This is a genomic window from Peptacetobacter sp. AB800, assembly GCF_047807365.1.
Lineage (GTDB): Bacteria > Bacillota > Clostridia > Peptostreptococcales > Peptostreptococcaceae > Peptacetobacter.
Genome location: NZ_JBLOUI010000057.1, coordinates 1 through 12,559, shown reverse-complemented (window position 1 = coordinate 12,559; position 12,559 = coordinate 1). Strand labels below are relative to the sequence as shown.

The window sequence follows — 12,559 nt, the reverse complement described above, 5'->3', positions numbered from 1 at the left end:
CTAAAAGAGGATTAATAAGTTGCTTAGATTATTATATGAAATTGAACCGCGGAGTGCCGAACGGCACGCTCCGTGGTGTGAGAGGGGCTACAAGTTAGCCCCTACTTGATATTGAGTAATTTACAGACTTAGATAGAAAAGTTTGATTTATATTGAAGTATAGATTTGAATTTTGTAAAAGATAACAATAATTATTTTTTATAAAATAATTATTGTTAATATGATATAATAAATTTAAGAGAAATTGTAACTGAGAGTGATGTTTCCTACTATTCACCACTTTCTCATGAAAGTTGGAGAAAGGAGGCGATAGATTGGAAATTTTAGATTGTTTTATTGACTTTATTAAGAAGTTATTGAAGATAATCATAAAGCACTCGGATGAAATAATTATCCGGATTATAGGTGCTATGATATATGATCTAATAAAAAAATCACTCTAGTTGGCAGACAAGAGTGATTCTCCAAATATAAATATTTCTTGGGGAAATATTACTCATACCACTAAGTTACAATTTCTCCCTTTTTATTGTCTATTTCTTTAAGATAAGTATAACATTTTTTATACTTATTGTCTAAAAATTTTACTATTTTTTACCACTTTGTAGTATTAAAAGTTGGTAAAAAGTAGTAAAAAGTTAAGGTTAGTTTAAAAATAATTTGTATAATTTATATATTGTTCTTTATAGTCTTGTACTTGAGTACAGGGCTTTTTTCTGTTAAAATTAAATTTTGAGAATAATAGTTTTTAGGTCTGAAAAAGATATTATAATTGATTTTTTTAGTTAAGATAAGTTATTTTTGAGAGAAAATAATTTTCAAATAAAGCTAAAGTTATAAAATTTTGGAAAGAATTTGATTGAGATAGATAAAAATTTTAGAAAATGGAGGATATTATGCTAGAGAAAAATAAAGAGTACATAGTAGACATAGTGGACATGGGTGAGTCTGGTGTAGGAATTGGTAAATACGACGGGTTTACAGTTTTTGTGGACTGTGCATTAGTTGGAGAAAAGGTTAAGGTAAAGATAAATAAGTCTAAGAAAAATTATGCAGTTGGTGATCTTGTTGATATTATCGAGCATTCTCCATACAGAGTAGAGAGAGTTTGTGACGATAGCTTAAAGATGTGTGGTGGATGTCAGATTCAGGAGCTTGACTACAACAAGCAGCTTGAGCTTAAAACTAACGAGGTTAAGCAGGTCATTTCAAGAATTGGTAAGATTGAAGGGGCGACTATACACGATACAATAGGTATGGAAACTCCATTTAGATACAGAAATAAGGCTCAGTTCCCAGTTCAGATGAGAAAAGGAGAGCCTGTGATAGGGTTCTATAAAAAGAAGAGCCACGAGGTAATTCCAACAGCTAAGTGTATGATTCAGCACGAATTAAATGACGAAATAATAGAAGTTGTTAGAGAATTTATCGTCGAAAATAATATAAGTGTGTACGATGAAGTGAAGCACAAAGGACTTTTAAGACATATAGTTACAAAAATCGGATTTACAACTGGAGAAGTTATGGTTGTATTAGTTGCAAATGGAAAAAATATACCAAATGTAAATAAACTTGCGAAAATGCTTGAAGAAAGAATAAAAGGATTTAAGACTTTAGTTGTAAATGTAAATACAAATAAGACAAATGTAATTCTTGGAAGAGAAAACAAAGTTATATGTGGAACAGGAAAAATAAACGATTATATAGGAAATCTTGTGTTTGAAATATCTCCACTTTCATTCTTCCAGGTAAATCCTGTTCAGACAGAGGTGTTATACAACAAGGCTTTAGAGTATGCAAATTTAACTGGAAATGAAACAGTTTTCGATATATACTGCGGAATTGGTACAATTTCTCTGTTCTTAGCACAGAAAGCTAAGAAGGTTTATGGAATTGAGATTGTCGAGGATGCGATAAAAGATGCTAAGAGAAATGCAGAACTTAACGGACTTGAAAATACTGAGTTCTACGCTGGAAAAGCGGAAGAAGTTGTTCCAAAGATGTACAAAGAAGGAAAGAAAGCAGATGTTGTCGTTGTCGACCCACCAAGAAAGGGCTGCGACGAAAAGGTGCTTGATACTATAGTTTCTATGGATCCAGAGAGAGTGGTTTACGTTTCTTGTAACCCATCTACTTTGGCGAGGGATTTAGCGTATATGGACGAGAGAGGGTTTAAATGCGTTGAAATTCAGCCAGTTGATATGTTCCCGCATAGTGTGCATGTGGAAAATGTGGCTTTATTAGAGAGAAAATAAATAGGAAAGTTCAAATATGACGTTTTTAATTATTCTTTTAATATTAGCCATAGGTGGACGATTAGCTTGTTCTACCATTTGCCCACTAGGAATAATACAAGAATTAATTTTTGAAATACCGTATTCTAAAAAATTTGTAGAGCTTCCTTATGAAAAACATCTAAAGAAAATAAAATACATTATATTTATTGCGTTGATAATCTTAGTGCCAGTTTCCATTATGCAAGATAAGAGTATATTTGGAGATGCTAAGATATTTGTAAAATTATTTGGATTTAGTACAGTATTTTTGATGTCGCTATTCGTATTTAGACCGTTTTGCAAATATTTTTGTCCTTTTGGGGTATTTTTAGGTTTGTTTAATAAAATATCTCCGTTTAGATATAAGGTGGATAGCAACTGTAATAAGTGTGGGTTGTGTCGAAAAAAGTGTAAAATGGGAATAAAACCGTATGAAAATCCAAATAGTGTGGAGTGTATAAGATGTGGCAAGTGTATAAATAAATGTGCGAAGAAATCAATTCATAAATAAGAAAGGGATTGTTGCAGAATTTAACTGTGACAATCCCTTTTTACATGGAAGTTACATAGAAATACTTAGAAAGTATATACCTACTTAGAAGTCACATAGAAATACTTAGAAAGTATTATATCTACTCGAAAGTTACTCGAAAGTACTCGAAAGTTACTCTAAAATATTTTTGAGTGTTTAATAAATATAACTATTTGTATTTAGGGTTAAGAGTGTAATATTGAGTAGGATCTTTTTTATTACTACCATGCCACTGCAAAACCCCCATGCTTTCTAATTGTTTTAAATTATTTCTAGATGTAACATCACTTCTTTTTGTTAAAGAGGAAGCTATTTTCACAGTTATTTTTTCATTTGTCATTAAATATTGAACAATTTTAATTTCATATTCATTCAAAGAATTAAAAACTGATTCATCAAAATTTTTCTGCATTCTATCTTCAGTTCTTAAGGTTCTTGAAGTTATACTATTTTCAAGTACAAGTAAGACAGAGTTTCTATTAGGTTCAGAGTAAGTAGGATTATTTAGGTAAAAACCATCCATCTCATCATATATTCTTTTTACACCTTCATTAAGCTCTTTAACCCATCCAAACTCACTCAATACCCTTGCTATTCTTGGATTTCTAGAATAGCGGGTATTTTTCATATTATCCAAAGTAACTATATTTGGAAGTTTTCCAGGGCTGAAAATTTCTAATCTATCGTCATACAATGAAACTCTAATATAATCTCCAATAATAGAATAATTCCTATGAGTTAAGCTATTTACAATACCTTCAAACCAAGCAAATTCAGGATACTCAGGTATTATTTTGAAAATACCATCTTTATCAAGATATTGAAATTCTCTGAGTTGAAAATTTATAGCTTGTCTTACTTCTTCAATAATTTTTGGAATAGCATATTGTATTTTAATAAAAGTTCTATATCTACATCATCAAAGCTAGAATCTTTTATGACTAAATCCTCGAAACTTCTATCTCCTTTATCATATTCAAGTTGTGTTATTTCATTATGTGTTAATAGTTTTGACTTATCTCCTATACGAAGATAAACTTTGTTATCACTTGTTTTAATCACATTATTTTCTACAGAATCAATAAAAAATAAAAGAATTTGCTTTCCATTTACGTTTATAATTTCTGTTTCTATCATTAAATTTCCCTGGCAGCATGAAAATGGAACATACAAAAAATCATTTATAGAATTTGCTTTATCATAATTAAATCCTGTTATTGTTCCATTATCCTCTATTCCAATTGCTAATATTCCACCATTTGCATTTGAAAAAGCAACCAAGTGTCTTGCTACTTCGGTGGGCTTGATTCTTGCACTTTTTCTATCGAAATACTGATTTTCTCTTTCATTACATAAATAATCTACACTAACTTCTTTTTTCAAAATTAAACACCCCCTATATATAGGAAGGACAAACAAATGATAATTTATACAATGAAAATTATAGAAATTACTATGCAAAAATGATAAGCTATAAGAAAAAGTTTTAAACAAAAGAAGGTGTAGTTATGGGAAATTTGATAAAAACAAGCAGATTTATAAGTCTAATATTACGTCATAAACCAGAAACAATAGGAATAACATTAGATGAACATGGTTGGGCAAATGTTGAAGATTTTCTGAATTAATGGAATCTGAGTTGGAGAATTCAATAAAATCAGAAGTGGATAAACTATTAAAAATGAAGCAAGAATTACCAGAAATGGGGCTATCTCCAAGAGTGCAAGTTTTAAATGACTATATTGAAGCAGAATTAAGTAACATAAAAGAAAAAGCAAAGTTTATTGAAGAAGATGAAAAGACGTGGAATCTTCTAAATGATTACTTTGTATCGTTAGTAAAATTGAATTAAAAATAAAAAGTAATTATAAAAGGGACTATTGTAAAAACGTGCAATAGTCCCTTAATTTTTATCTTCCTGTGTGATTCAAGCTCACAACATCTTCCTCATTCAAATGAGAAACAACTCTATGAGTTTCAAAATACTTCAATGTTCTCTTAATATCCTGCATAAGAAGTGAAGCCATATCTAGTCCAAATCCCTGTCTAACCAAAATTCTCTGAACAACTACATTATCAGCGTATTTTGGAAGAGAATAGGCAGGAACCAACCAGCCTCTACTTCTCAACTTATCCGCAAAATCATATAAATTAAACGAAACCTCTGCGTCTTCTTTTAATCTCCATGTAACTGCAGGGATACCTTTATTTGGATTTCCGTCAAAAATTATCTCAAACACACCGAGTTTTTCTAGCTCTTTAGCTAAATATTGAGCAGTTTTGTAGCAGTTCATGTGTACTTTTTTATATCCATCAAATCCAAGTCTAAGCAGCTGATAGTATTGAGCTATTATAGGTCCTGCTGGTCTTGAGAAGTTAAGCTGGAACACAGACATATCTCCACCTAAGTAGTTTACATGGAAAATTAAATCGTCAGGTAGGTCATTTTCGTCACGCCAAACAACAAACCCACATCCGAGAGGAGCAAGTCCAAATTTGTGTCCTGATGCACTTATAGATTTAACTCTAGGAAGTCTAAAGTCCCATTTTATCTTAGGTGCGCAGAATGGTGCTAAAAATCCACCAGATGCTGCATCTATGTGCATATCTATATCTAAACCAGTCTTTTCTTCAAGCTTATCAAGTGCGTGAGAAAGTTTTTCAATAGGTTCGTATTCTCCTGTAAATGTAAGGCCAAGAGTTGTAACGACACCGATTGTATTTTCATCTATATATTCAAGCATAGAGTCGGGATCCATATAGTATCGTCCATCTTCCATTGGAATTTCTCTAAGCTCTATACCCCAATATCTTGCGAATTTTTCCCAAACAACTTGAACAGGTCCTGTAACTAAGTTTGGTTTGCTTATATCTTTATCCTCTGCCATACGTTTCATTCTCCAGCGATGATACATTGCAAGGCCTCCAAGCATACAAGCTTCTGAAGAACCAACAGTAGATGTACCTATTGAAGTTAGTTCATTTGGAGAATTCCACAAATCTGCAAGCATAGAAACTATTCTGTTTTCAATCTCTGCAGTTTGAGGATATTCATCCTTATCTATCATATTTTTATTCATCCCAATTTCCATTATTTCCTTGATGTACTCGTCCTCATAAGTCTGAGTGAAGGTAGCTAGATTTTGTCTAGCATTTCCGTCTAAAAACAATTCGTCTTTTACAATTTCTAAAATAGCTTTAGAGTCGGATTGTTCTTTTGGAATTTTGTACTTAGGCAAAATAAATTCTGAATCTCTAGAAGCAAAAATAACATCTTCATCGACTTTATGATCAAATTTGTGTGTTTTATACATCATCATAAATGCATCTCCTTTGAAATAGATAATATTTTTATCAAGATTGAATATCCCATACTAAAGACAGGAGTATCATTTAGAACTTGATAAAATTGCAATTATATTTGCATTGATTCTAACACTAAGAAAAATAGCTTACAATAAATATGAAGAAAAACTCACAAACATTAGTAAAATGGGTGAATTATTATGTGGAAATGTGGATAAAAGAAGAAAATATGATAGAGTAAAATGATTTTTAGAGTGAATAATGTGATATAATAGTATTATTGGTATAATTATGTAAAACGAATTATTTTGATGATGTAAGGGAGGTTTTTTAATGGCTGATTCTAATATAACTAAAAAGGCTTTGGCAGAATCTTTAAAAGAGATTATGAAAACTGTACCGTTTGACAAAATAACTGTGGCTCATATTTGCGAAGGTTGTGATATGAATAGAAAAAGTTTCTATTATCACTTCAAGGATAAATACGACTTGGTAAACTGGATTTTTGACACAGAGTTTATAAAAGTGGCATCTGAGCGGAGTTTTAAGGAAACTTACGAAGAAAGAATGGAGTCAATAGAAAATATATGCAAGTATTTTTACGACAATAGAGAATTTTACCAAAAGGCACTTCTAATAAAAGGTCAAAATTCTTTTTCGGACCATTTTTGTGAGTATATCCAGCCTTTAGTGAAAAATAGGATTTTATTTTTGTTGGAAGAATTTGTGACAATAGATGAGGCAGAGGTCGATGAATTTACGCTAGACTTCCTTACAGATGCAATCTTGTGTGCAATAGAAAGATGGCTTTTGAGCAAAGAATGCATGAAAGCCGATGAATTTTTAGAAAAAATAATGGGACTAATAAAAACTGCGATTGTAATAATGCAGCAGGAATTATCTTAAAAAAATAATAAATAATATTTTGAAAAAGTAATAAATAATATTTTGGCTGCTAGCAACGATTTTGCAAGCAGCCTATTTCAAAACTAACCACCTCAAAAATAAGGTAATGGATAATAAGTATAAAAATAAGATTAATTACAAAAGTTTGGATTTAAACTTAACCCAAAATAGAAATAATTTAATTCAAAATAGAAACGAGGTCAGACTCAAATATATTCTTATCACCTATCTTTTTTCCATCAACATCGCATAGAATTCCACTATAATCAAAGGAGATGTATCGACTTTTACCAGAAATAACTTTGTCTATATATGCGTTGCTGTGGAATAATTCCCAAGAAATAGTGCTGTAGAGTTGTTCATTTCTACTTTGCTCGGAAATATTGTAAACCATCTTGCGAAGATTTTTATTACAATACGGCTCAGAAACAAAAACAGTAAAAAATGGATTAAATTGCTCGGCAAAACGAAGAATACTTCCATCTAGTATTAAGTCGATATTCTTTTGAGAATATCTATAGTAGACACTGTACAGAAGTTTTTTTTGCTTTAGATCGTTGTAAACATGGCGATTTTTTTTATCTAGTTCGATTATGAGCATAATATTTTTTAACTCTTCAATGTAATCTAAGAAATTTTCATCTATTTTACTTTGTTTTGTTTTTTCATCTTCATCTAAGTCTTCTAAAAATATGAAAAAGACGCTGTCAGGGTGTTTTTTTACCAAATCTAGAAAATCAGAAAAGGGCTTATCCAAAAAAATTATCCAACTATATATTCCCAATCTCTCCCCATCGGATATAAGGCGGTCGTAACTTTGGTTATTATTTTTAAAAGAAAAATTGTCTATATGTAGGGTAATTTCCCAGGGAATAGTGCAGTTTAATTTTCTTTCGTTTCTTCTAATTTCTCTAGAGCCACTTTTGAATGAATTATAGCCTAAGTTCATGCCAAAGGTAAGTAGTCGTTGATTTTCTACGCCGTTTACAACGTTATCTATCAATTTATAATAGGGGCTATCTTCATTTTGTAGCATGGTTTGTGCAGAAGAGAAAAAAGCATTTTGAAATTTCCCTTTAGAGAATAAAAGTCCTAAATCTATTAAATTCCTAGTTGCGCGCTTGGGATATTTTTTCATATCTTTTAACTTATTTGCGACGACGGTTTCTATCAAGGTGTAGAATATATCATTTCTCATTTGAATTTTTACCTCCTTTCAATGGATTAAGTATTATTTTGCTAAAATACACTAGAATTTTTTTAGAGTATGTTTACTAAGAATATTTTGCTAAAAATTTATATACTTATTATTTATTTTAATAATAAATAATTTCATACATTTCTTACAATGGACACAAATAGACATCTGTCTAAAAATGGGACAAAGTTGTTCTTTTGTCGCAAATTAGGACAGATGTTTAAATTTGTCCAATGAAATAAAATTCAATTCTTTTTATAATTTGTTTAAACCATTCGAAAATAATAATTAAAAATGTAAAAGTACAAATGGAAAACATGAAAATATAAAAATAGAAAGGATGAATACAAATGAGTAAATCTATAAAATCTAGTATGCAAAATTTTGCAGTTGACAAGGCACTAAAATACATAGAAGGAAACCCAGAAGAAAATATACCAAAGCTTATGAAATTGGTAGACAAACTGACTCCTGAGTATTGGTATAAAAGTCAGCGTGATGCTATTAGAACTGCAATAGAGGAAAAAAATCATTGGTACGATTTAATCTTAAAGGTGTATGACTTAGATCCAGGTGTTAGAAGAGCTTTCTTTGAAAACTTCTTATTCAATGCTAGTTTAAAAGGAAGTGCAATACAGCATGAGGTATCAGAAAGAGAAGGATGTAATGTTCCTTGGGCGATATTATTAGACCCTACTTCTGCTTGTAATATGCACTGTACTGGTTGTTGGGCAGCTGAATACGGAAATAAATTAAATCTAAGTTTAGAAACAATAGACTCAATAATTCGCCAGGGTAAAGAAATGGGAACATATATGTACATATACACTGGTGGAGAACCTTTAGTTAGAAAAGAAGATTTAATGAAAATTTGTGAAATGCATCCAGACTGTGCATTCTTAGCATTTACAAATGGTAGCTTAATAGACGAGGAATTCTGTAATGAAATGCTTCGTGTTAAAAACTTTGTACCTGCTATATCTCTTGAAGGCTTTGAAGAAGCAAATGACGGACGTAGAGGTGAAGGTGTCTACAAAAAAGTGCAGAATGCAATGAAACTATTAAAAGAACATAAATTACCATTTGGTATTTCAACTTGCTATACAAGCAAGAATGTTGAAGATGTAAGTAGTGAAAAATATTTTGATTTAATGATAGATAGCGGTGCATTATTTGTATGGTTCTTCCACTATATGCCAGTTGGAAACGATGCTGCAGTTGAGCTATTACCTAGTCCTAAGCAGAGAGAGTTAATGTTTAACCGTATAAGAGAATTTAGAAAATGTAAACCAATATTCTCAATGGACTTCCAAAATGATGCTCAGTATGTTCATGGATGTATAGCAGGCGGAAGAAACTACCTACACATAAATGCTAAGGGCGATGTTGAACCATGTGTATTTATACACTATTCAAATTGCAATATTCACGATACTAGCCTATTAGACGCATATAAGAGTCCTTTATTTATGGCATATCACAATAATCAGCCATTTAACGACAATATGCTTCGTCCATGCCCAATGCTAGAAAACCCTGAATATTTAAGACAAATGGTTAAAGAAACAAAAGCAGAAAATACTGATTATCAGAGCTTTGAAAGTGTAGATCACCTATGTGACAAGACTGTGGAATATGCAGCAAACTGGAAACCTACAGCAGACAAACTTTGGCATGGTTGCTGTGGCTGTGATAATTGCAAAAAGGGTGAATAAATATGAGAGAATATCAAATATTTACTGATGCGACTTCTGATTTACAGGAAGATCTAGAGTCAGTAAAAGTAATACCTATGAATGTTGAAATTGGAGATAAGGAGTATGTGTATGGACCTCAGGGAAATATTTCCTGCAAAGAGTTTTATGGTTTGCAAAAAGAGGGATATTACGCATCTACTTCACAGATAAATGTACTAGAATACGAAAAATATTTTGAAGAGGCACTTAAAGAAGGGAAGGATGTTTTATACATCAGCTTCTCTTCTGGGATGTCTGGAACATATCAAACTGCTTGCCTTTGCAAGAATGAACTTCAGGAAAGTTATCCAGATCAGAGGATAATTTGCATAGACAGTCTTTGTGCAGCAGTTGGAGAAGGGCTTCTTGTAGAGGAAGTAGATAAAAAGAAAAGAGAAGGTCTATCAATGGATGAGCTTGTAGACTGGATAGAGGACAACAAGATGAATTTATGCCATTGGTTTACTGTAGACAACTTCGATCATTTAAAACACGGAGGAAGAGTATCTGCAGTTGCTGCAACTCTTGGAAATACGTTAAATATAAAGCCTCTTTTACGTGTAGACGAAGAAGGTAAACTTCGGGTTGTTAAAAAAATTCGAGGACGTCATAAAGCTATGGCAGCTCAAGTTGAATGTATTGCAAAAACTTGGAGCCCAGAAATAAGTAAATCTGTTGTAATAGGTCATGGAGATGATTTAAAGGCAGCCGAAGAACTTAAAGAATATGTAGAAAATAAATTGCCTGATGCAGAAATTTATATTTCTGATATTGGTCCTATAATAGGAGCACATACGGGTCCAGGGGTAATGGTACTTGCATTCTGGGGAACTAGTAGATAATAAAGATTGTTAAAAAATATAAAATTTTTAGACAATATGAAAAAATATAAAATAACAAGTTAAAGTTTAAATATTTAAAAAACTTAATGTGAATTTTATATAAAGTTAAGAAAAATAACATAATTTTTTATTTGCCCCTTATTAATTAGTGTGATATAATACAAAAGTCGAAAGTTTTGTGAAAAATTAAACCAATAAATGAATTACTAAATTGCAAAACTTTGAAAAAATTTAAGCAGGGGGTAAAAAATGGAAGCGACTAAAACAAAAAACAAAAAACCATTTGGCTTTTATGTATGTGCGCTAGGGTTCACATTTGAACGTATAGCATTCTATACAGCAAAATACTTATTAGCTATATGGATAGTAACAGAAGTAGCATCTGGCGGACTAGGATTACCAGATGAAAAAGGTGTTGCAATGTCAGCAGCATTCGTAGCATGGACTTATATAACACCAATATTTGGTGGATACATAGCTGACCATTGGATCAGTCCAAGAATATGTGTTCCAGTAGGTATGATACTTATGGGACTTGGATATTTATGTACTTGGAAAGCAGATTCTTTAGGTTTAGTTTGGGCAATGATAGTATTAGTTTCAATAGGTACAGGTTTATTCAAAGGTAACTTATCTGGTATAAATGGATTATTATTCCACGATTCAGATGAGCTTGATGAAGCGTTCTCAATTCAGTACTCATTCGTAAACGTTGGTTCTTTCATAGGAACAACATTTATAGCAATGTTAGCTACTACTGGATTATTTGGTATAAAAACAAGCTTCAACACTGTATTCTTAATATGTGCGATATTTATGTTCATAGATGCAGCTTGGTTCATATTAAATGGTAAAGCTTTAGGTGATGCAGGTAAAGAACCTTTCAAAGCTGACCAGCGTGAATTCGAAACTGTAGCTAAAAAAGATGATGCAGCTGGAGATAAATTAACTTCAGGAGATGCAAAACGTATAGGAGCTATAGTATTAGTTACATTATTCTCAGCTATATTCTGGATGGTATGGTACATGGCTTACATGCCAGCATACTACAGATTTGGATGGGGAGATGGTTCATCTTACATGAACTTAGCAAACTGGTATATAGGAAGTTTCCAAGTACCAACTTCTTGGTTCGACTCTATGAACGCATTAGTTTGTATAGCACTTGGACCAGTTCTAGCTGCTGTATGGGCTAGAATGGCTAAGAGACCTCAGGGAGATATAAGTATGTTCAAGAAAACTGCACTAGGTATAATACTAGTTGGTGTTTCTTACATAGTAATGGTTGTAGCTGATAAAATAGCTATGGCAAACGGACAGTGCTCATTCTTATGGTTAGCACTTGTAAGTTTACTTATGTCTTTAGGTGAAATGATATTCTCACCATTAGGAAACTCATTTATATCTAAGTTAGCTCCAGCTAAGGTTCTAGGATTATTACTTGGATTCTGGCCAATAGCTGTTTTCATAGCTCAGTATATATACCCAAGTCTATATGCTTGGTTAAAGACTATAAACTTCACTGTTGGTTACGGTGGTTTAGCTGCTGTAATAATAGTATTAGGTATAATACTATGGTTATGTAGTGGTAAACTTGATGAAATGGAAAAAGCAGAATAATTTTATAAACGAGATGCCTCAGTTTTCTAGGCATCTCTTTTTTTGGTATGACGGGCATGCTATTAATCTGTGGTGAAAGTCCATAAAAGGCGTAGCTACCAATGAACTTGATAGTGACTTGCAAGGTTTATGCTGCGAAGCAT

General features: G+C 31.9%; 12 protein-coding genes. 8 read left to right on the top strand and 4 right to left on the bottom strand.

Annotation, left to right across the window (positions count from 1 at the left end):
• Positions 1 to 896: 896 nt before the first annotated feature.
• Together rlmD and ACK2WN_RS11325 are read left to right on the top strand one after the other, a co-directional pair.
• Entirely contained in the window at positions 897 to 2,255 is a 1,359-nt protein-coding gene (rlmD, locus tag ACK2WN_RS11330) for a 23S rRNA (uracil(1939)-C(5))-methyltransferase RlmD (protein ID WP_416155631.1), read from the top strand.
• A 16-nt stretch (positions 2,256 to 2,271) separates the two neighbouring features.
• Positions 2,272 to 2,787, top strand: coding sequence for a 4Fe-4S binding protein (locus ACK2WN_RS11325; protein ID WP_416155630.1), 516 nt, complete (start codon positions 2,272 to 2,274; stop codon positions 2,785 to 2,787).
• A gap of 190 nt (positions 2,788 to 2,977) precedes the next feature.
• Here the strand turns inward: ACK2WN_RS11325 and ACK2WN_RS11320 are convergent, their stop codons facing one another.
• Together ACK2WN_RS11320 and ACK2WN_RS11315 are read right to left on the bottom strand one after the other, a co-directional pair.
• Positions 2,978 to 3,502, bottom strand: coding sequence for an ATP-binding protein (locus ACK2WN_RS11320; protein ID WP_300530513.1), 525 nt, complete (start codon positions 3,500 to 3,502; stop codon positions 2,978 to 2,980).
• A 161-nt stretch (positions 3,503 to 3,663) separates the two neighbouring features.
• On the bottom strand, positions 3,664 to 4,191 hold the full coding sequence (locus ACK2WN_RS11315) for a helix-turn-helix domain-containing protein (RefSeq protein WP_416155629.1): 528 nt from the start codon (positions 4,189 to 4,191) through the stop codon (positions 3,664 to 3,666).
• Between the two features lie 125 nt (positions 4,192 to 4,316).
• Here ACK2WN_RS11315 and ACK2WN_RS11310 point away from each other — a divergent pair, with 125 nt between their 5' ends.
• Positions 4,317 to 4,436: an RNA 2'-phosphotransferase gene (locus ACK2WN_RS11310; RefSeq protein WP_331496002.1), complete on the top strand. Its 120-nt coding sequence runs from the start codon at positions 4,317 to 4,319 to the stop codon at positions 4,434 to 4,436.
• Positions 4,436 to 4,660 (top strand): DNA polymerase beta superfamily protein, encoded by a 225-nt coding sequence (locus tag ACK2WN_RS11305; RefSeq protein WP_329998343.1) that lies wholly within the window; start codon positions 4,436 to 4,438, stop codon positions 4,658 to 4,660. Before ACK2WN_RS11310 ends, ACK2WN_RS11305 begins: the two co-directional genes overlap by 1 nt.
• 58 nt (positions 4,661 to 4,718) lie before the next feature.
• Here ACK2WN_RS11305 and ACK2WN_RS11300 read toward each other — a convergent pair whose 3' ends face one another.
• Positions 4,719 to 6,128 (bottom strand): glutamate decarboxylase, encoded by a 1,410-nt coding sequence (locus ACK2WN_RS11300; RefSeq protein WP_329998345.1) that lies wholly within the window; start codon positions 6,126 to 6,128, stop codon positions 4,719 to 4,721.
• Between the two features lie 319 nt (positions 6,129 to 6,447).
• On the opposite strand from ACK2WN_RS11300, the gene ACK2WN_RS11295 reads away from it, so the two are divergent.
• Positions 6,448 to 7,020, top strand: a complete 573-nt coding sequence (locus ACK2WN_RS11295) for a TetR/AcrR family transcriptional regulator C-terminal domain-containing protein (protein WP_416155628.1) — start codon at positions 6,448 to 6,450, stop codon at positions 7,018 to 7,020.
• A 178-nt stretch (positions 7,021 to 7,198) separates the two neighbouring features.
• On the opposite strand, the gene ACK2WN_RS11290 is transcribed toward ACK2WN_RS11295, so the two are convergent.
• Positions 7,199 to 8,218: a hypothetical protein gene (locus ACK2WN_RS11290; RefSeq protein ID WP_416155627.1), complete on the bottom strand. Its 1,020-nt coding sequence runs from the start codon at positions 8,216 to 8,218 to the stop codon at positions 7,199 to 7,201.
• A 350-nt stretch (positions 8,219 to 8,568) separates the two neighbouring features.
• On the opposite strand from ACK2WN_RS11290, the gene ACK2WN_RS11285 reads away from it, so the two are divergent.
• The 3 genes from ACK2WN_RS11285 to ACK2WN_RS11275 all read left to right on the top strand — a co-directional run bounded on the left by ACK2WN_RS11285 (position 8,569) and on the right by ACK2WN_RS11275 (position 12,416).
• A complete protein-coding gene (locus tag ACK2WN_RS11285) occupies positions 8,569 to 9,933 on the top strand; it encodes a radical SAM protein (protein ID WP_300530529.1) in 1,365 nt (454 codons plus the stop codon).
• A gap of 2 nt (positions 9,934 to 9,935) precedes the next feature.
• Complete coding sequence (locus tag ACK2WN_RS11280) at positions 9,936 to 10,796, top strand: DegV family protein (protein WP_300530531.1); 861 nt, start codon at positions 9,936 to 9,938, stop codon at positions 10,794 to 10,796.
• Positions 10,797 to 11,045: 249 nt separating this feature from the next.
• Positions 11,046 to 12,416 carry a peptide MFS transporter gene (locus ACK2WN_RS11275; protein ID WP_416155626.1) on the top strand — a complete coding sequence of 457 codons (1,371 nt, stop codon included), beginning with the start codon at positions 11,046 to 11,048 and terminating at the stop codon, positions 12,414 to 12,416.
• Positions 12,417 to 12,559 lie beyond the last annotated feature (143 nt).

Bases quoted from the DNA above. Each gene is read 5' to 3' on its own strand.
- rlmD (WP_416155631.1), top strand. From the start codon at position 897: ATGCTAGAGAAAAATAAAGAGTACATAGTAGACATAGTGGACATGGGT.
- ACK2WN_RS11325 (WP_416155630.1), top strand. From the start codon at position 2,272: ATGACGTTTTTAATTATTCTTTTAATATTAGCCATAGGTGGACGATTA.
- ACK2WN_RS11310 (WP_331496002.1), top strand. From the start codon at position 4,317: ATGGGAAATTTGATAAAAACAAGCAGATTTATAAGTCTAATATTACGT.
- ACK2WN_RS11305 (WP_329998343.1), top strand. From the start codon at position 4,436: ATGGAATCTGAGTTGGAGAATTCAATAAAATCAGAAGTGGATAAACTA.
- ACK2WN_RS11300 (WP_329998345.1), bottom strand. From the start codon at position 6,128: ATGATGATGTATAAAACACACAAATTTGATCATAAAGTCGATGAAGAT.
- ACK2WN_RS11295 (WP_416155628.1), top strand. From the start codon at position 6,448: ATGGCTGATTCTAATATAACTAAAAAGGCTTTGGCAGAATCTTTAAAA.
- ACK2WN_RS11290 (WP_416155627.1), bottom strand. From the start codon at position 8,218: ATGAGAAATGATATATTCTACACCTTGATAGAAACCGTCGTCGCAAAT.
- ACK2WN_RS11285 (WP_300530529.1), top strand. From the start codon at position 8,569: ATGAGTAAATCTATAAAATCTAGTATGCAAAATTTTGCAGTTGACAAG.
- ACK2WN_RS11280 (WP_300530531.1), top strand. From the start codon at position 9,936: ATGAGAGAATATCAAATATTTACTGATGCGACTTCTGATTTACAGGAA.
- ACK2WN_RS11275 (WP_416155626.1), top strand. From the start codon at position 11,046: ATGGAAGCGACTAAAACAAAAAACAAAAAACCATTTGGCTTTTATGTA.